The sequence below is a fragment of the Methylorubrum populi genome (assembly GCF_002355515.1).
Classification (GTDB): Bacteria; Pseudomonadota; Alphaproteobacteria; order Rhizobiales; family Beijerinckiaceae; genus Methylobacterium; species Methylobacterium populi_A.
Map to the genome: position 1 here is coordinate 4,721,612 of NZ_AP014809.1, position 17,525 is coordinate 4,739,136.

General features: G+C 71.3%; 16 protein-coding genes and 1 pseudogene. 11 read left to right on the plus strand and 6 right to left on the minus strand.

Translation table 11 applies throughout. The features are described 5' to 3' along the window. Positions 1–19: 19 nt before the first annotated feature. From MPPM_RS21815 to argF, 4 genes are all read left to right on the plus strand, one after another. Positions 20–238 (plus strand): hypothetical protein, encoded by a 219-nt coding sequence (locus MPPM_RS21815; RefSeq protein WP_096486846.1) that lies wholly within the window; start codon positions 20–22, stop codon positions 236–238. A gap of 362 nt (positions 239–600) precedes the next feature. Further along, a complete protein-coding gene (locus tag MPPM_RS21820; RefSeq protein WP_096486847.1) occupies positions 601–1,500 on the plus strand; it encodes a helix-turn-helix domain-containing protein in 900 nt (299 codons plus the stop codon). A gap of 175 nt (positions 1,501–1,675) precedes the next feature. Then, complete coding sequence (locus MPPM_RS21825; protein WP_096486848.1) at positions 1,676–2,866, plus strand: aspartate aminotransferase family protein; 1,191 nt, start codon at positions 1,676–1,678, stop codon at positions 2,864–2,866. Between the two features lie 110 nt (positions 2,867–2,976). Further along, a complete protein-coding gene (gene argF, locus MPPM_RS21830) occupies positions 2,977–3,927 on the plus strand; it encodes an ornithine carbamoyltransferase (protein WP_096486849.1) in 951 nt (316 codons plus the stop codon). A gap of 54 nt (positions 3,928–3,981) precedes the next feature. Here argF and MPPM_RS21835 read toward each other — a convergent pair. After that, positions 3,982–4,451 (minus strand): annotated as a pseudogene (locus MPPM_RS21835) (SRPBCC family protein). 32 nt (positions 4,452–4,483) lie between these two features. Then, a complete protein-coding gene (locus MPPM_RS21840; protein ID WP_096486850.1) occupies positions 4,484–4,912 on the minus strand; it encodes a VOC family protein in 429 nt (142 codons plus the stop codon). A gap of 255 nt (positions 4,913–5,167) precedes the next feature. On the opposite strand from MPPM_RS21840, the gene MPPM_RS21845 reads away from it, so the two are divergent. The 4 genes from MPPM_RS21845 (at position 5,168) to MPPM_RS21860 (ending at position 10,772) form a co-directional block, all read left to right on the plus strand. Continuing rightward, positions 5,168–5,974 (plus strand): SDR family NAD(P)-dependent oxidoreductase, encoded by an 807-nt coding sequence (locus tag MPPM_RS21845; protein ID WP_096486851.1) that lies wholly within the window; start codon positions 5,168–5,170, stop codon positions 5,972–5,974. A gap of 3 nt (positions 5,975–5,977) precedes the next feature. Next, on the plus strand, positions 5,978–7,354 hold the full coding sequence (locus tag MPPM_RS21850) for a dihydrolipoyl dehydrogenase (protein ID WP_096486852.1): 1,377 nt from the start codon (positions 5,978–5,980) through the stop codon (positions 7,352–7,354). 228 nt (positions 7,355–7,582) lie between these two features. Then, positions 7,583–10,207, plus strand: a complete 2,625-nt coding sequence (locus MPPM_RS21855; RefSeq protein ID WP_096486853.1) for a histidine kinase dimerization/phosphoacceptor domain -containing protein — start codon at positions 7,583–7,585, stop codon at positions 10,205–10,207. 7 nt (positions 10,208–10,214) lie between these two features. Beyond that, positions 10,215–10,772 carry a biliverdin-producing heme oxygenase gene (locus MPPM_RS21860; protein ID WP_096486854.1) on the plus strand — a complete coding sequence of 186 codons (558 nt, stop codon included), beginning with the start codon at positions 10,215–10,217 and terminating at the stop codon, positions 10,770–10,772. Between the two features lie 61 nt (positions 10,773–10,833). Here the strand turns inward: MPPM_RS21860 and MPPM_RS21865 are convergent, their stop codons facing one another. Together MPPM_RS21865 and MPPM_RS21870 are read right to left on the minus strand one after the other, a co-directional pair. Beyond that, a complete protein-coding gene (locus MPPM_RS21865; RefSeq protein ID WP_096486855.1) occupies positions 10,834–11,994 on the minus strand; it encodes a lysylphosphatidylglycerol synthase domain-containing protein in 1,161 nt (386 codons plus the stop codon). Further along, positions 11,987–12,460, minus strand: coding sequence for a hypothetical protein (locus MPPM_RS21870; protein ID WP_096486856.1), 474 nt, complete (start codon positions 12,458–12,460; stop codon positions 11,987–11,989). The genes MPPM_RS21865 and MPPM_RS21870 overlap by 8 nt, the downstream gene beginning before the upstream one ends. 281 nt (positions 12,461–12,741) lie before the next feature. Between MPPM_RS21870 and MPPM_RS21875 the strand changes: the two genes are divergently transcribed. The 3 genes from MPPM_RS21875 to MPPM_RS21885 all read left to right on the plus strand — a co-directional run bounded on the left by MPPM_RS21875 (position 12,742) and on the right by MPPM_RS21885 (position 15,618). Beyond that, a complete protein-coding gene (locus MPPM_RS21875; RefSeq protein WP_096486857.1) occupies positions 12,742–14,082 on the plus strand; it encodes a KpsE/RkpR family capsule polysaccharide export protein in 1,341 nt (446 codons plus the stop codon). 30 nt (positions 14,083–14,112) lie between these two features. After that, on the plus strand, positions 14,113–14,397 hold the full coding sequence (locus tag MPPM_RS21880) for a hypothetical protein (protein WP_096486858.1): 285 nt from the start codon (positions 14,113–14,115) through the stop codon (positions 14,395–14,397). 246 nt (positions 14,398–14,643) lie between these two features. Next, the gene (locus MPPM_RS21885; RefSeq protein ID WP_096486859.1) at positions 14,644–15,618 is read left to right on the plus strand and encodes a phosphatase PAP2 family protein; all 975 of its coding nucleotides are present in this window, start codon (positions 14,644–14,646) and stop codon (positions 15,616–15,618) included. Positions 15,619–15,653: 35 nt separating this feature from the next. Here the strand turns inward: MPPM_RS21885 and flbD are convergent, their stop codons facing one another. Together flbD and fliN are read right to left on the minus strand one after the other, a co-directional pair. Continuing rightward, on the minus strand, positions 15,654–17,024 hold the full coding sequence (gene flbD, locus MPPM_RS21890) for a sigma-54-dependent transcriptional regulator FlbD (RefSeq protein ID WP_096486860.1): 1,371 nt from the start codon (positions 17,022–17,024) through the stop codon (positions 15,654–15,656). Positions 17,025–17,172: 148 nt separating this feature from the next. Then, positions 17,173–17,520, minus strand: coding sequence for a flagellar motor switch protein FliN (gene fliN / locus MPPM_RS21895; RefSeq protein ID WP_017484076.1), 348 nt, complete (start codon positions 17,518–17,520; stop codon positions 17,173–17,175). Between the last annotated feature and the right edge of the window lie 5 nt (positions 17,521–17,525).

The window sequence follows — 17,525 nt, forward strand, 5'->3', positions numbered from 1 at the left end:
TACGGACTAAGGAGAACACATGCAGCAGAACATTGACACCATCCGTGAGCTGAACGCTGCGGAGCTGGATCAGGTCGGCGGCGGTCTGTCTCTCGGCGTCGGCGTGGAACTCGATCTCAGCCAGGAACTCGGCGCCGTCTCCGGCACGATCGGTCAGGTGGGCGGCCTCGTCGGCGGCACGCTCGACACCGTCCTCGGTGCGGTGGGCGGCCTGCTCGGCGGCGTCCTCGGCAAGTAGCCCCCGAAAACCCCGGTCAGCCCCGCAGCCGGGGCTGACCGTCCTGCGGAAGCGGTCGACCCCGCCGCTTCCGCAGGACGCGTCGTTCCGCGCGCCCTCGGGCGCGCGCCGGCCGTTCGGGATGGGACGCGCGGTGCGGGTGCAGCGTCAGATTCGAGCGCGATGCGCCTCTCGGGCTCTGCATCTTGGTCGGCAAAGGAACGGGATCGGCCGGCGCGTCGTTCTGCCAAGCCGAGCGCAAGCTTGACCGTTCACCGGACCGGTCGCCGCGTCGAGCGACCGGGCGAGGCGGCGGGGACGGAGGGCGCCCCGTGTCGAGGATGGCCTCGAGGGTGGCACAGACCGGGAGAAGCCAGCGGCCGATGAGCGTTCCGTTCGTCAACGCCTCCGTGCAGGGCGAACTCTCCGCCCAGCCCGACCAGATCTTCGGCCAGATCCCGGCAAGCGGCCTCGACGGCATCGCCTTTCTCGATTTCGCCTACGCGTCCGCGGGGCACAGCACCCACCGCGTCGACGGACTCCTCGTCGGCACTTGGCACGGCATTCCGCACGCGGTCGGCACAGAAGACCGCGACCGGCGAACCCGGCTGACCTTCTGCGACGGCGGGGTGCCGGACGAGCGGGCTGACGACGTCTTCGTGCTGCGCGGCCCCGGCTATGGCGGCAGCACGCACTGGAGCGGCCCCTGCCGCGGGCGCTATCTCGCCTACATGCCGGCTGCGGTCGAGCGGATGATCGAGGCGCCGCTCTCGCAGGCCGAAATCCCGGCCCTCACCAGCGACCTGTCCGAGCGGATGAGCGTGTTCCACCTGCTCGCCGCCCTCGGACAGGAGGCGGCCGGACACGACACCGCCGCGGACGCGCTCCTCGTGGACAGCGTGGCGCTGGCGGTGCTGCGCGCCTCCGGCGTGCTGACGCCGCCCGGCCCGCGCCGGAGCGCGGCCCTCACCGCCCGGCAGGCGCGGCGGGTGCGCGACCTCGTCGCCGAGCGAATCGATGCCCCCCTGTCCCTGCGGGAGATGGCGCAGGCGGCGGGCCTCAGCGAGAGCTACTTCGTGCGGGCCTTCAAGGGCAGCTTCGGGCTGACGCCCTATCAATATGTCCTGCGCGAGCGCGTGACCCTGGCCCAGTCGCTGATCCGCTCCGGGACGGTGTCCCTCGGCGAGGCGGCCAGGCGCGCGGGCTTTCCCGATGCGCGGCGGATGGGGCGGACCTTCCGCAAGGTGATCGGGCGCTCCCCGACGGAGGCCGCGCGGCTGTAGCGGGGTAGCCCCCGACGGCCTCCGGATGCGGCCCGCTCCGGTCCGATAAACCTCGGCCCGAGATTGACAGGAGCGTCCTGTTTCATAGTAATCGCGCGCGTGCCGCCCGTCCCCCGAGGCGGCACTTTCTTTTGGCGGCTTTGCCACTGGATCGAGCCCGAGGAGACGGACCCGCGTGACCTCCGCCCTGCTGCCGACCTATGCCCGCGCCCCGATCGCTTTCGAGCGAGGCGAGGGCGCTTGGCTGGTCGCCGAGGACGGCGACCGCTACCTCGATTTCGGCGCCGGCATCGCCGTCAACGCGCTGGGCCACGCCCATCCGCATCTCGTGGAGGCGCTGACCGCGCAGGCGCAGAAGCTCTGGCACACCTCGAACCTGTTCCAGATCCCGGAAGGGGAGCGGCTGGGCCGGCGGCTCGTGGACGCGACGTTCGCCGACGTCGCCTTCTTCGCCAATTCCGGCGCCGAGGCCAACGAGGCCGCCATCAAGATGGCGCGCAAGTACCACGCCGCCGGCGGCCATCCCGAGCGCTACCGCATCATCACGTTCGAGGGCGCCTTCCACGGCCGCACCCTCGCGACCATCGCCGCGGGCGGACAGCAGAAGTACATCGAGGGCTTCGGCCCGAAGGTCGAGGGCTTCGATCAGGTGCCGGTCGGCGATTTCGCCACGTTGGAAGCCGCGATCGGCCCGGAGACCGCCGCCCTGATGATCGAGCCGATCCAGGGAGAGGGCGGCCTGCGGGTGATTCCCGGCGAGATGCTGCGGCGCCTGCGCTCGCTCTGCGACGCGCACGGCCTGCTCCTGATCATGGACGAGGTGCAGACCGGCGTCGGGCGTACCGGTAAGTTCTTCGCGCACGAGTGGTCGGGCGTCACCCCCGACATCATGAGCGCGGCCAAGGGTATCGGCGGCGGCTTCCCGCTCGGCGTCTGCCTCGCCACGGCCGAGGCCGCCCGCGGCATGACGGCGGGCACCCACGGCACCACCTTCGGCGGCAATCCGCTCGCCATGGCGGTGGGCAATGCCGTGCTCGACGTCGTGCTGGCGGACGGCTTCCTCGCCCATGTCGAGCGGATGGGCCTGCTGCTGACGCAGAAGCTCGCCGGGCTGATCGACCGCCACCCCCACGTCTTCGCCGAGCTGCGCGGGCAGGGGCTGATGCGCGGCCTGAAGCTCAACCTGCCGAATACCGAGTTCGCCGCGGCCGCCCGCGCCCAGCACCTGCTGGTGATCCCGGCCGGCGACAACGTCGTCCGCTTGCTTCCGCCGCTGATCATCGGCGAGGCGGAGGTGGACGAGGCCGTGGCCCGGCTCGAGGCCGCGGCGACTGATCTGGAGGCGCAGATGCGCGGCGCCGCCTGAGTGCCTCTCACGAAACACCCGCCACGCCGTCGCCCCCTTATCGGGCACGGTACGGGGTCGGGCGTTTCGTGAGCCACTCTGAGCGCGGTCCCGCGAGCGAAGAATTTGAGATGACCACGACCCTGAACGGCAGCGGCCCGCATGTCCGCCATTTCCTCGACCTGAAGGACTTTTCTGCGCAGACCCTGCGCGGCGTCCTCGACGCCTCGGCCGCGATGAAGCGGGCGCGGGTGAAGGGCCAGCCCGCGGCGGAGCGACCGCTCACCGGCAAGATGCTGGCGATGGTGTTCGACCGGCCCTCGACCCGCACCCGCGTCTCCTTCGACGTGGCGATGCGTGAGCTCGGCGGCGACACCCTGATGCTGACGGGCAAGGAGATGCAGCTCGGCCGCGGCGAGACGGTGGCCGACACCGCCCGCGTGCTCTCCCGCTTCGTCGACGCGATCGTGATCCGTACCCTCGACCACACGCTGATGGTGGAGCTGGCCGAGCACGCTACCGTGCCGGTGATCAATGCGCTGACCAAGGTCTCGCATCCGTGCCAGATCATGGCCGACGTGCTGACCTTCGAGGAGCATCGCGGGCCGATCAAGGGCCGCACCATCGCGTGGTCGGGCGACGCCAACAACGTGCTGGCGAGCTGGGTCCACGCCGCCGCCCGCTTCGACTTCACCCTCAACGTCGCCGCCCCGAACGAGCTGGCGATGCCGCCGGCGCTCGTCGCCTGGGCCGAGCGCGAGGGCGCGCGGGTCAACGCCACCACCGACGCCTACGCGGCGGTCGCGGGGGCGGACGCCGTCGTGACCGATTGCTGGGTCTCGATGGGCGACGACGACGAGCACTTCCGCCACAACCTGCTCTCGCCCTACCGGGTGGACGCGGCGCTGATGAAGGCCGCGGCCAAGGACGCGATCTTCATGCACTGCCTGCCGGCCCATCGCGGCGAGGAGGTCACCGCCGAGGTGATCGACGGCCCGCAATCGGTGGTGTTCGACGAGGCCGAGAACCGCCTGCACGCGCAGAAGGGCATCCTGGCCTGGTGCCTGGGCGAGGCGGCCTGACCGACACGGCACCACTCTCCCCCCGCTGCGGGGGGGGAGGGTTTCTGAAAGCCGTCAGCCCAATCCCTTCGCCACCTCGGTCAGCTGATCGGCGCAGATCCCCAGCCCTGCGCGAAACCCATCGCCTCGTGCCGCTCGCGGTCCTCCAGCGTCCAGTGGCGGGCCCGTGCGGTGTAGCGGGTGCCGCCCGCCTCGTCGGCGAAGGTGAGGATCACCGTCAGGAACGGCTTGTCGGAGGGGATCCAGGCCGCGCTGTAGGCGTCGGTGACGACGAGGCGCGTGTCGGGCACCACCTCGAGGTAGACGCCCCGGTTGGGCAGATCCTGTCCCTCGGGGCTGCGCATCACGATCAGGCTCGACCCGCCCGGCCGCACGTCGAGTTCGGCGCGCGGCGTCGTGTAGGGTTTCGGGGCGAACCACGCTTTCAGCAACTCCGGCTCGGTCCAGGCCCGCCACAGCGCCCGCCGGGGCGCTGGGATCAGGCGGGTGAGAACGAGGTCGCGGGGATCGTCGGCGTCGCTCATGGTCGGTCTCCCGGCATGTCGTCCGAATCGGATCAGGCGGCGCGCTTGGGCTGGTTCATCGCCCAGATCACGCCGAACGGGTCGCGCAACTGCCCGTAGACGTCACCCCAGAACATTTCCTGATACGGCATCACCACCTCGGCGCCCGCCGTGACGGCCCGGTCCCACCACGCCGCGATGTCGTCGACCGGCAGGAGCAGGCTGAACGATTGCGGCGTCTGGAGCGGGTGGCCGTATTCGGGAAAGGCGTCGGAGAGCATCACCGACGTGCCGTTCACGACCAAGTGAACATGCATGGTCCGCCCCTTCTCGTCCGGCGGGACCGAGGCCAGGATCTCGGCAGCGAAGGCCTGTCGATAGAACTCCGCCGCGCGCAGGGCGCCGTCGACGGTGAGATAGGCGACCACGCCGCCCCTCGGGGGAACGGCCGGACCCGGCGGCTCTGCATCCGTCTCGCTCATCCTCGGACCTCGCTGCGCGAATCGATTCTGCCGGGAGGAGGGTGGCCCGCGCCCGCCCGCCGGGCAACGCGTTTTCCCGCTGCCGCGGACCGGCGACGTGCGGCGGTGGTTTTCCATCCCGGTCGGATCGCCGCAGCCGGGGGAGGGGCTGGAACGATCGGCCACGCCCTCCGTTGGCCCGCCGCCTTATCAAAGGGTAGCCCGCGCCGGCACGCAACGGTCGAACCGGACGCCGACAACTTCAAGGGTCGATTCATGGATCTCGGCATCAGCGGCCGCGTCGCGGTGATCACCGGCGGCGATTCCGGCATGGGCTACGCGAGCGCGGAGTATCTGCTGCGCGAGGGCGTGAAGGTCGTCCTCTCCGACGTGAAGGAGAAGGAGCTGGCGGAGGCGGCCGGGCGGCTCGCCGCCCTCGGTCCGGTCAAGGCGTGCCAGGCCGACCTCTCCGACGACGCCGGCGCGCGCAAGCTGCGCGACTTCGCGGATGCGGCCTTCGGCGACCGGCCCAGCATTCTCGTCAACGCCGCCGGCGTCACCGGGGCCACCGGCGACTTTCTCGAGATCGACGACGACGGCTGGCTCTCGACGATCCAGGCCGATCTGATGGCGGCGGTGCGGGTCGCCCGCGCCTTCATCCCGGGGATGCGCCAGCAGAAATGGGGGCGGATCGTCTTCTTCACTTCCGAGGACGCGGTGCAGCCCTACGTCGAGGAGCTGCCCTACTGCGCCGCCAAGGCCGGCCTGATGAACCTGACCAAGGGCCTCTCCAAGGCCTACGGGCCGGACGGGGTGCTGGTGAACTCGGTGGCGCCCGCCTTCGTCGCCACGCCGATGACCGACGCGATGATGGAGAAGCGCGCCGGGGAACTCGGCGTCTCGTTCGACGAGGCGATCGAGAGCTTCCTCGCGGAGAAGCGTCCCGGCATCGTCGCCAAGCGCCGCGGCCGGGTGGAAGAGGTCGCGTCGGCGGTCGCCTTCCTGTGCTCGGAGCAGGCGAGCTTCATCACGGGCGAGAACCTCCGGGTCGATGGCGGCGCCGTCCTCACCATGGCCGCCTGAGCGATGCGGGAACGCTCCTGCGACGTCGCGGTGATCGGGGCCGGCACCGCCGGCATCGCCGCCCACCGCGCCGCCCTCGAGGCCGGGGTGAGGGCCGTGCTGATCGAGCAGGGCCCCGGCGGCACCACCTGCGCCCGGGTCGGCTGCATGCCCTCGAAGCTGCTGATCACCGCGGCCGAGGCCGCGCACGCGGCCCGCGCGGCCGACCGGCTCGGCATCCGGGTCGGCGGCGTGCGCGTCGACGGCCCAGCGGTGCTGGCGCGGATGCGGGACCTGCGCGACCGCTTCGTCGCCTCCGTCTTCGAGGGGCTCGACGGGTTGCCGGAGGGCACGCGCCTGCATGGCCGGGCCGTGTTCGAGGGGCCGGACACCTTGCGCATCGACGACCATACCCGCCTGCGCTTTAAGGCGGCGGTGCTGGCGACCGGCTCCAGCCCGAGCGTCCCGGAGCCGCTGCGGGGGCTCGGTGACCGGCTCCTCACCACCGATACGGTGTTCGAGATCGCGGATCTGCCCGCCTCGCTCGCGGTGCTCGGCGCCGGCCCGGTCGGGCTCGAACTCGCGCAGGCCATGGCCCGGCTCGGGGTGGCGACCAGCGTGTTCGATCCCGGCGACAGCCTCGGGGGCCTGAGCGATCCCGACCTGAAGCAGGCCGCCCGCGAAATCTTTTCGGAGGCCTTCGACCTGCATCTCGGCGCAAAGGTGGAGAGCGGCGCAATCGAGGGAGAGGGGGCGCGTCTCGGCTGGAAGGGGGATGAGGGTCAGGGCGAAAAAACCTTCGACCGGGTGCTCGCCGCTGCCGGCCGTCCGCCCAACGTCGCCGGAATCGGCCTGGAGCGGACCGGCGTGAGCCTCAACGACAAGGGCGGCCCGGTCCACGATCCCCGCTCCCTGCTCTGCGAGGGGGCGCCGATCCTGATCGCGGGCGACGCCAACGCGGACCGCCCGGTGCTGCACGAGGCGAGCCGTCAGGGCCGCATCGCAGGGCGCAACGCCGCGCGGCTTGCCCGCGGGGAGGACGCCGCGCGGCCGGAGCGCTGGGTGGCGCTCGCCATGGTGTTCAGCGATCCGCAGATCGCCGTGATCGGCGGCGGTTTCGACCGCCAAGCGGGCCACCGGGTCGGCCGCGCCGATTTCTGCGACCAGGGCCGCGCCCGGGTGATGGACCGGGCGCAGGGCGGCATCCGCCTCTACGCGGAGGCGGACGGCCGCCTCGCTGCCGCCGAGTTGATCGGCCCGGAGGTGGAGCATCTCGCCCACCTCCTCGCCTACGCGGTCCAGGACGGCCTCGACCTGCGGCGCCTGCGCGATCGCCCCTTCTACCATCCGACCCTCGAGGAGGGGCTCGAGACGGCCCTGTCCGACCTCGCCGAGCGGTGAGGCGATCCGCCCTGCCGTGCGGACGCGGCGCGTGTCCGGCGCGAACGGCGGACCGCCCGTCGCGGCGGCTCGGCGCGACCCACGCACTGTGTCGCGCCGAGTGTATGGTTTCAGACAATAGTGGGGCTTGTCAGTCACTTGGTGCGACTTTGCGGTGACCCGAAACGTGAGGCGACCGCCGGCTCGGCATTGCGTAACCAGAGCGCGGCAGGCATACCGACTGCCGTAATGGTCGATCCGTCGCAGATGCACGCCGCAGGGCCGAACGCTGGTCCGATCGACCTTCCGGTCGATTTCGACACGTTGACTCCTGAGCAGCGGGACGAACTCGGCGCGGGTCTCCTGGCTCTCGACGCCGCAGGGAAGGTGCTCGCCTGCAATCGCGCGGCGGGAAAGTTGTGCGGCCTCTCGCCCGACGTGATGATCGGGCGCAACTTCTTCCGCGACCTCGTGCCGAGCGCTCACGTGCCCGGTTTCTACGGCCGCTTTCTCGCCGGCCAGCGCCGGGGCTTGGCCGATCAGGCCTTCGAGTTCGTGTTCGGCCGCATCCCGGCCCCGTTGCGGGCGCGCATCGTCCTGCGGGCGGGCGCGAACGGCTGCACGTGGCTGACGATCAGCCCCCTGGAGCAGATCGCCGCCGGCCCCTCGCGCGAGGCGGTGCTGGCCGCGATCTCGCAGCGCAGCCGCGCCGAGCCGGTCGATCCGAGCCTGTGCGAGCGCGAGCCGATCCACATCCCCGGCTCGATCCAGCCGAACGCGGTGATGCTCGCCGCCGACGCCGCGAGCCTCGAGATCCTGGCCTTCAGCGCCAACGCCGCCGACGTGCTGGCGCCCGCGCAGTTCCCGCCCACCGGCCTCAACCTGGAGGCGGTGCTGCCGGGCGGGATCGTCTCGGCGATCCGCGACGGCCTCGCCGCCCATACCCTGACCGACGGCCGGCTCCTGCGCCGCACGCTCACCCTTCCGCCGCGGGAGGAGCGCTTCCATCTCGTGGCGCACGCCCATCTCGGTCGGGTCATCGTCGAGCTGGAATTGGCGCCGGAGCGGCCCGAGGACTTCCTCGCCGCAAGCCCGCTCGACGCCGAGCTCGCCATGATGCGGCTGCGCGCCGCCGAGACCCTGACCGAGGCGGCGCAGATCGCCGCCCTCGAAATCCGCGCCATGACAGGCTTCGAATCGGTGCTGGTCTACCGCTTCGACGCGGAGTGGAACGGCGAGGCCATCGCCGAGGACATGGTGCCGGACTGGCAGCGCCCGCTGATCGGCCTGCGCTTTCCCGCCTCCGACATTCCGGCCCAGGCCCGTGCCCTCTACACCAAGGCCAAGAGCCGCTTCGTGATCGACCGGGACTGCGTGCCGGTGCCGCTGGTCGCCGACCGCGCCGCCGGCAACGCGCCGATCGACCTCACCTTCGCGCAGAACCGCACCCTGTCGCCGATCCACCTCGAATACCAGCGCAACCTCGGCGTCGACGGCTCGATGTCGATCTCGATCATGGTCGAGAACCGGCTCTGGGGCCTGATGATCGGGCATCATCGCCGGCCGCACTACGTCGCGCCGGAGACCCGCGCCGCGGCGACCGTGCTGACCGACGGCTTCGCCATGCGGGTGCAGGAGATCGAGGGCAAGGCGCTGTGGAGCGAGCGGCAGCGCCATCTCGACGTGCAGGGCCTGCTGGTGCGCGGGCTCACCCGCTCCGACGACTTCGTCGGCTCGCTGACCCAGGGCAGCCCGACCCTGCTCGACCTGTTCGGGGCCACCGGCGCGGGCATCGTCTCGGACGAGGCCGTCTGCCTCGTCGGCACGACGCCGGACGAGGCGGCGGTGCGGGCGCTCGCCGACTGGCTGCGGCACAGCCTGCCCCCCGGCGAGACCACCTTCGTCACCGACACGCTGGTGCTGCACCACGCGCCGGCCGCGGAGTACACCGAGATCGCCAGCGGCCTGCTCGCGGCCTTCGTCGGCACCTCGCGCCAGCATCTGCTGTTCTGGCTCAAGCCGGAAGTGCCGAGCACCGTGACCTGGGGCGGCGACCCGCGCAAACCCGTCCTGCCCGGCAGCGGCCCGGTGGCGGTGCTGCCGCGGCGCTCGTTCGAACGCTGGATCGAGGAGCGGCGCGGCCACTCCACCCCCTGGGCGACGTGGAAGGTGGCGCTCGCCGCCCAGCTCGCCGACGCCGTCGACGGCGTGGTGCTGCGCCAGCGCCGCAAGATCGACGAGCTGACCGGGCTGCTCGCCGACAAGGAGCGCCTGCTGGAGCAGAAGGACCTGCTCACCCGCGAGATCGACCACCGGGTCAAGAACTCGCTGCAGATCGTGACCGCCTTCCTGCACATGCAGCGCCGCCAGATCGCCGATCCGGAGGCGCGGCAGGCCTTCTCCGAGACCTCGGCCCGGGTGATGAGCGTCGCCCGCGTCCATGACAGCCTGTATCAGGGCGAGAGCATGGAGCAGGTCGATCTCGGCCAGACGATCCAGACCCTGTGCAGCGACCTCGCCGGCATGGCCGGCGACGAGCACAGCGTCGAGCTGACCGCCGAGCCCGGCCTGATGGTGCCCTACCGCCACGCGGTGGCCCTCTCGCTGATCACCACCGAGCTCGTGACCAACGCGTTCAAATATGCCGGCCGGCCCGACAAGGGCGCGCGGATCAGCGTCAGCGTCGCGGGCGAGGAGGGCGCCGTCCGCCTTCGGGTCTGCGATGACGGCGAGGGCATGCCGCCGGGCTGGGAGAGCGCCAAGGCGCGGGGCACCGGGCTCGGCATGAAGCTGATCCGGGCCATGCTCGACCAGATCGGCGCCCGCCTCGACGTCGAGAACGCCGACGGCGCCTGCTTCACCGTTCACGCCTGAGCCCTCCTTGAGCGACAGCCTGCACGCCCGCCTGCGGGAAGCCACGGCCGCGGCCCATGAGGCGCTGGAGCGCGACCTCGATTGGGAGGCGCGGGTGGCGACGCTGCCCGGCTACCGCGACCTGCTGGTCCGCCTGCGCGGCTTCCACGCCGCCTACGAGCCGGCGATCGGCGCCGCGCTCGCGGACGCACCCTTCTTCGATCCCCGGCGGCGCCTCCCGGCTCTCGATGCGGATCTGCACGCCCTCGACAGGCGCGCGCCCGACACTCCATCCGCCCCCGCCGCGCCCCGGCTCGACGGGCCGGGCGCGGCGCTCGGCGCGCTCTACGTGCTGGAGGGCTCGACGCTCGGCGGCGCCGTCATCGGCCGCCACGTCGCCCGCCTGCACGGGGAGGGCGTGCCGCTGGCCTATTACGCGGGCCGCGGTCGGGACACCGGTCCGCTCTGGCGCAGCTTCCGCGAGCGGCTGGACGGGCTCCCGGAAGCGGACGCCGCCGCGGCCTTCGCCGCCGGGATCGCGACCTTCGAGGCGATGCGGGGGTGGCTCGTGTCGGGCGAGGGCTGAGGGGCCGTTCCAGGTCTCCGCTCCGGATCCGCGAACGGGCTCGCCCGTTCGAAATCCCGATTCAGGGCGGTGCCAGCACCTGCGTCCGCTTCGCTTCCAGGATCTGCCAGACGATCAGCGAGGGCAGGCCGAGGACCACGTCGGGGACGCGCTTGGCCAGCGACAGGGCGATCGCGGTGCCGGCATCGAGCCCGAACAGGGCGCCCACCACGACGAAGCCGCCCTCCTGCACGCCGAGCCCGCTCGGCACCGCGAAGGCCGCCGACTTGATCGCCTGCGACAGCGATTCCAGCACCAAGACCTCGGTCAGACTGACCTCGACCCCGATACAGGCGAGCACGATCCAGATCTCCGCCGCGCCGAGCCCCCATGCCACGGCGTGCAGGGTGACCGACTGGGCGATGCGTCCGCGCCGGCCCCGCGCCCAGACCGCGTCGAGGGCCTCCTGCACCGAGAGGATGCTCGCCGCGCCCCCCTCCGGCTTCGCCCCCTCCGGAGCCGCCGAGCGCAGGAAGCGGCGGCCGAGGCCGGCGAGGCGCCGCTCCAGTCCCCGCGCCGCGCCGAGGGTCTGCAGGGCGAAGAAGGCGGCGACCGCCGCCACCGCCACCGCGGCGGCCTGCGTCGTCCACCACGCGAGCGCGGCGGCGGCCTCGCCCGGCAGCCGCCAGAGCAGGGCGGCGCCGAGCCCGGTGAAGGCCACCTGCGTCGCGACCTGGATCAGCATGTCGGCGAGCAGCGAGGCCGCCGCGAGGCTGCCCGCGACGCCCCAGAAGGTCAGCAGGCGACCCCCCACCACCTCGCCGCCCACCGAGGCGACCGGCAGCAGCACGTTCACGCCCTCGCGTACGAAGCGCAGGATCACGAAGGCGCCGGTTTCGACAGGCGGTTCGACCCGAGGCTTGACCGAAAGCCCGGCCGAGGCCGCCCCCGTCCGGATCCGGCCGGAGGGGGGGATGCCGGCCAGCACGCTCGACCAGGCGAGGCCGCAGAGCAGCACGATGACCGCCCGCACGCCCACGATGGCGGCCAGCCCCGCCACCCCGATCCGTCCGAACGCCGCCCCGATCGCCGCGAGGTCGTTGGTGGTGACGAGCCAGACGCCCAGCCCGAGTCCGACCAGGGTGCCGATCAGCGGCAGCCGGCGCAGCAGTCCGTGCAGGAGGCGCTGCGGCAGCCGCCGCTCGGCGGGGCGCTCCCGGCTGCGTGCGGGGGCTTCAACCATTTCCCGCTCCATCGGCCGGATCGTCCGGGCTCGCCGCGCCGGGCGACGTACGGGCCGCCCTCGGCGGGAGCAGGGGCGCGAGGACGAGCGCCTCGGCGGCGAGGGTCTCGAGCGCCGGATCGACGAGGATGACGCGGCGGCGGGCCAGGGAGTCCGGCGTGGCCAGAGTCAGCATCCGCTTGGGGCAGGGCCCGAGACAGCCCGTCTCCAGCAGCCGGACCTTGCCGGCACGCTTGGTGGAGCCCGTGTCGCGCGCACCCTGCTTGAGCGCCCGCTTGACGGCGCGGCCGATCCGCTTGCGGTCCACGCCCTGGCGCTTGGCGCATTTGCGGCAGACCAGCACGAGGTCCGAGAAGCCCGCCTTCGCCGTCCTGGCCTCGGCCATCCCGGCTCCGGTCGTCCCGCCCCGCGCCGTCTCACCCTGGGTCTCGCGGGCCGCCCCGCCCGGATCCTGCCGCCGTCCCACATATCCTCCCGTCCGGCCGCTCGATTCGGGCCGCGCCCTAATGTCCGGGGCGGTATCGCAGTCCCCCCGCCCGGGGCGCAATCCCGGCGGATCGCCGCGCCTTAAAAAGGGCCGAAAAGAACGTGACCTGAACCACCAGACAGGATGCCGCTCGAGCTTGCCGAAGAGCCTTGCCCGTGCGCCTTGCCTGTGCGCCTTGCCCGAGCATATCGCGAGGGACCGGGCGCGAGGCATCTCGCGCGGGCGCGCTCCGGCCGAGGATCCGTGAGGACCCCCATTCGATGAGTTCCGACGACGAGGTCAAGCAGGCGACCAGGGTCCGGCCGAGCCCGAGCGTCCAGTCGCTCATGGATCTCGCCCGGCGCTCCGTGCCGGATCTGCGGCGCAACGCCGAGACGATCGAGCCGGTCGCGCCGGGCCGGCGGCTCGGCGGCGCGCTGGTCGAGCGGGCGCGCCGCACCCTCGAATGGACCCGACTGCCCGGCCTTCGGCCGCGGGAGGCGCGCCCGCCCGAGCGGATGGCCAAGCGGCTGTTCCGCAGCTACTGCCTGTTCGCGCTGGTGCCGACCGCGGTGGTCGGGCTCTACGTCTTTGTGATCGCCTCTCCGCAATACATCGTCGAGTCGCAGTTCGCCGTGCGCGGCAACGTCGAGCCGATGGCCAGCGCCGAGCTCGGCCTGCACACCGACCTGATCCTGAAGCACAACAGCCAGGACAGCTTCATCCTGCGCGACTACATCGGCAGCCGGCCGATGGTGGAGGCCGTCGACGCCAAGCTCGGCCTGGCGAAGATGTTCTCGGAAGGCGGGATCGATTTCTGGGCCCGCTACGACGCGGACCAGCCGGTCGAAAAGCTGGTGCGCTACTGGCGCCGGCACGTGATTCCGCAGATCGATGCGATCTCCGGCGTGATCCACCTGAAGGTGCGTGCCTTCAAGCCCGAGGATGCGGTCGCGATCTCGCAGGAGGTGATCGCCCGCTCCGAGACCCTGGTCAACGGCATCTCGCGCCGGGCCCAGGAGGACATGATCACCAACGCGAAGAAGGAAGTGGAGCAGACCGCCGAGCGGCTCAAGCAGGCGCGGGTCGCTCTGCAGGAGTTCCGCAACCGGTGGGGCATCATCGACCCGATCAAGTCGGCCGAGGCCGCCGTGACCACGATCGAGCTCCTGCGCAAGGACAAGATCAAGGCGGAGAACGACCTGCGCGTCCTGCGCGACTCCAAGCTCGACGAGAAGAGCCGCGGCATCCAGGTGCTCGTGGCCACCGTCGGCGCGCTGGACGGCCAGATCAAGGACCTGCAGAGCCGCCTCACCACCGACGGCATCGTCTCGAATTCCGAGCACAACCTGACCCAGGCGCTGCTCGAATACGAGAGCCTGATGGTCGAGCAGACCGTGGCGGAGAAGCTCAACGCCTCGATGCAACTCATCCTCGACCGCGCCCGGATCGCGGCGGCCAAGCAGCAGATCTATCTGGCGACCTTCGTCCCGCCCCTGCTGCCGACCTACTCGGAATACCCGGCCCCGTTCTACGCCCTGTTCGCGGCCCTGTTCTGCTTCACCGTCCTGTGGAGTTCGGTCTCGCTCGTGACCGCGGCGGTCAACGACAACCGGCTCTGAGCGGCGGACGGCTCGAATCGAACGATTGGCATGGCGGATTTCACCGACCTCATCGCCCGCGCCGTCAGCCCGTCCATGAGCCGGGAGGAGCGCGAACAGGTCTATACCGTGGTCCGCCAGGCGGTGCAGCGGCTGCAGGATCGCGAGAACTTGGCCGGGGACGATCCCCGCATCCTGCTGCAGCGCCACCTGATCGAGGAGACGATCCGCGACGTCGAGTTCGACATCGTCCGCTTCCTCACCCTGCGCCGGATCGAGCAGGCGCGGGCGGCGCAGAACGCCGAGTACGAGGCGCAGTTCGCCAAGAAGCCGTGAGGCGTCGGCCTGCGCGCCGCAGGGCGACACGCCCCTCTCCCGCGCGCCGCCGGCCCGACGCTCAAATGCATGACTTCCCCGACCTGCGGGGACCGACTTGGGCCGGGCTTCCCCGGCTGTCGGCCGGACATGGCCGCGCGGACGTTTCGCGTCAAAAACTTGCAAATGTTATGATCTCAGGGTTGTTATAAGGGGAGCCACAACGTCTCTCGCGCGAAATCGCGACGTCCCGCGAGCGAGCGTCCCATGCATCTCCTGCGCATCTCTCCGATTCGGATGGTGGAGGCTGCCGGCCTGTCGTTGCCGACCTGCGGCCTGCTCTGCCTGTCGGTTTTCGCCGCCTTGAGTCTTCAGGGTCTGACCGGGGTGTGGATCCGCATCCCTCACTTTCAGTGGCTCGCGCCGGTATCGATGCTCGCCGGCGTCATCTGTTTGAGCGCCGGATCGTCTTGCCGGCCCCGTTTCAACGCTGCCGTCACGCTCTCGGCCGTGTTGACCATCCAGCTTCCTGTCACCTGCGCTCTTGCTTACGGTGTTCAATCCTTCGGCCTGCCGCTGCGGGATGATCTCTTCGTCGGGATCGATCGCGCATTCGGCTTCGACTGGATGATGGTTCAATCCTTCATGGTCGAGAAGGATGTCGTGATGGCCATTTTGAGTTTGGCCTACGACACCTTCTTCCTGCAGCTGAGTGCGGCGCCCGTCATCCTGGCGATCCTCGGCGAGATCCGCCGGGCCGACCGCTTCGTCGCGTCCTTCATCCTATGCGTGTTGATTACGGTGGCCGTCAGTGCCCTGCTGCCGGCCGAGGGCGCCGCAGGTCTCGTCGGATCGGACAAGGCACATCTCTTACTCCAGGGCGCGACACCGCTCGCGGAGTTGCACGCCCTGCGTGAGGGCACGCTGCGCATCGTCCGCCTGGAGGAGGTCGGACCCGTGATTTCGTTCCCGTCGCTCCACTGCGCAGTGGCCTATCTCGTCACGGCCGCCTTCTGGCCGCTCGAGCGTCTGCGCTGGCCCGTGGTCCTGCTGAACGCCGTGATGACGGTCTCGGCGGTGACGCACGGTGCCCACTACGCCTGCGATTGCGTCGCCGGCCTGCTCGCCGCCGCTGTCTCGTTCCATGCCGCCGGACGGCTGAGTCGGGGGCGTGCGCGGATCCTCTCACCGATGCGCGGCGCGGCGCTGCCGCCCGCTGTCTCCGCGGCGCTGGTGTCATAGGACCGGTTCGCGGTCTCGCGCCGATCCGGTCGGCCTCAGCCGTAGGCGGCAACCGCCCGCACGCCGCCGGGCTCGGCCACCTGCACGCCCGCCTCGACATACTCGTTGAGCTTGTTGCGCAAGGTCCGGATCGAGATGCCGAGGATTTTCGCGGCATGCGTCCGGTTGCCGAGGCAATGGTCGAGGGTGTCGAGGATCAGGTCGCGCTCGACATCCGCCACGGTGCGCCCGACGAGCCCGCGGGTCGCCGCCTCCGCCGCGCTCGCCGCCCGCTCGACCGGGCCGGGAACGGGAGGCGCTGCGAGCGACTCGCCCTCCGGGCTCAGGATCGCATCGGGGCCGATCTCGGGTCCCTGGGCCAGCAGCACCGCGCGGTGAATCGTGTTCTCCAACTCGCGCACGTTGCCGCGCCAGGGGTTGCGGGCGACCAGCGCCTGCGCGTCGCGGGCCAGCGGACGCAGCGGCAGCCCGTTCAGCTCCGCGTATTTGCGGGCGAAGTGGGTGGCGAGTTCGAGGATGTCGGCCAGCCGCTCGCGCAGGGGCGGCAGGCGCAGATGCACGACGTTGAGGCGGTAGAACAGGTCCTCGCGGAACGTGCCCTTCTTCACCTCCTCGGCGAGGTTGCGGTTCGAGGTGGCGAGCACGCGGATATCGACCTTGACGGGCGCGGCGCCGCCGACCCGGTCGATCACCCGCTCCTGCAGGGCGCGCAGGAGCTTGGATTGCAGCCGCACGTCCATCTCGGAAATCTCGTCGAGGAGCAGCGTGCCGCCATGGGCCTCCTCGAACCGGCCGATGCGCCGGGCGATCGCGCCGGTGAAGGCGCCCTTCTCGTGGCCGAACAGCTCGGATTCGAGCAGCGCCTCGGGGATCGCCGCGCAGTTGACCGAGACGAAGGGACGGTTTCCCCGGTTCGACTTGGCGTGGACGTGGCGGGCCAAGACCTCCTTGCCGGTGCCGCTCTCGCCGGTGATGAGCACCGAGGCCTCCGAGCGGGCGACCTGCTCGGCGAGCCGCACCACGCGCTCCATCGACGGGTCGCGCCAGACGAAGCTGCGGGCGTCGGCCGCCACCGCCTCCAGCACCGCCGCGATCATCTCCGGATCGGGGGGGAGGGGGATGTATTCCTTGGCGCCGGCCTGGATCGCCGCCACTGCGGCGCGGGCGTCGGAGGCGATGCCGCAGGCCACCACCGGCGTGCGGATGCGCTCGTCGGCCAGGGCCTGGACCAGCCGGCGGATGTCGAGGCCGACATCGACCATGACGAGGTCGCCGCCCTTGGCACGCAGGGCCGCGAGGCCCTGGTCGATCCCGTCCGCGTGGGTGACCGAGGCCCCCCGGTGCATCGCGATCTTCGAGGCGGTGACGAGTTCGCCCGAGAGCCGTCCGACGATGAGCAGCCGCATGGCGTGGTATCTCCGAAATTCTTCCGGTTCAGGTGGCTCGCCCGGCCTACGATGATCCCTCATCGCAGGCCGCTCCCGCGACGGCGGGGCGGCGGCCGTCCGCCGGACGTGCCGATCCCGGCGCGGCCGGGATCGGCACACCAAAGGATCAGTGATCGTTCTTGATGATCTCGGTCATGGTCACGCCGAGGCGCTCATCGACCAGCACGACCTCGCCGCGGGCGACGAGGCGGTTGTTGACGAAGACGTCGATCGCCTCGCCGACCTTGCGGTCGAGCTCGAGCACGGCGCCGGGGCCGAGCCGCAGCAGGTCGCCGATCGGCATGCGCGACGAGCCGAGCACCGCCGAGACTACCACCGGCACGTCGAAGACCTGTTCGAGGTCCGCCGCGCTCTTCGGGCTCGTCGGCGCGTCGCGGACGGAGGCCGCGCCGCCCTCGTCGTAGGGCAGGTCGCCCTCGTTGAGCTGGGGCAGGCTGAAATCGTCGCTCGACATCGGGC

Bases quoted from the DNA above. Each gene is read 5' to 3' on its own strand.
- MPPM_RS21815 (WP_096486846.1), top strand. From the start codon at position 20: ATGCAGCAGAACATTGACACCATCCGTGAGCTGAACGCTGCGGAGCTG.
- MPPM_RS21820 (WP_096486847.1), top strand. From the start codon at position 601: ATGAGCGTTCCGTTCGTCAACGCCTCCGTGCAGGGCGAACTCTCCGCC.
- argF (WP_096486849.1), top strand. From the start codon at position 2,977: ATGACCACGACCCTGAACGGCAGCGGCCCGCATGTCCGCCATTTCCTC.
- MPPM_RS21840 (WP_096486850.1), bottom strand. From the start codon at position 4,912: ATGAGCGAGACGGATGCAGAGCCGCCGGGTCCGGCCGTTCCCCCGAGG.
- MPPM_RS21845 (WP_096486851.1), top strand. From the start codon at position 5,168: ATGGATCTCGGCATCAGCGGCCGCGTCGCGGTGATCACCGGCGGCGAT.
- MPPM_RS21850 (WP_096486852.1), top strand. From the start codon at position 5,978: ATGCGGGAACGCTCCTGCGACGTCGCGGTGATCGGGGCCGGCACCGCC.
- MPPM_RS21855 (WP_096486853.1), top strand. From the start codon at position 7,583: ATGGTCGATCCGTCGCAGATGCACGCCGCAGGGCCGAACGCTGGTCCG.
- MPPM_RS21865 (WP_096486855.1), bottom strand. From the start codon at position 11,994: ATGGTTGAAGCCCCCGCACGCAGCCGGGAGCGCCCCGCCGAGCGGCGG.
- MPPM_RS21875 (WP_096486857.1), top strand. From the start codon at position 12,742: ATGAGTTCCGACGACGAGGTCAAGCAGGCGACCAGGGTCCGGCCGAGC.
- MPPM_RS21880 (WP_096486858.1), top strand. From the start codon at position 14,113: ATGGCGGATTTCACCGACCTCATCGCCCGCGCCGTCAGCCCGTCCATG.
- MPPM_RS21885 (WP_096486859.1), top strand. From the start codon at position 14,644: ATGCATCTCCTGCGCATCTCTCCGATTCGGATGGTGGAGGCTGCCGGC.
- flbD (WP_096486860.1), bottom strand. From the start codon at position 17,024: ATGCGGCTGCTCATCGTCGGACGGCTCTCGGGCGAACTCGTCACCGCC.
- fliN (WP_017484076.1), bottom strand. From the start codon at position 17,520: ATGTCGAGCGACGATTTCAGCCTGCCCCAGCTCAACGAGGGCGACCTG.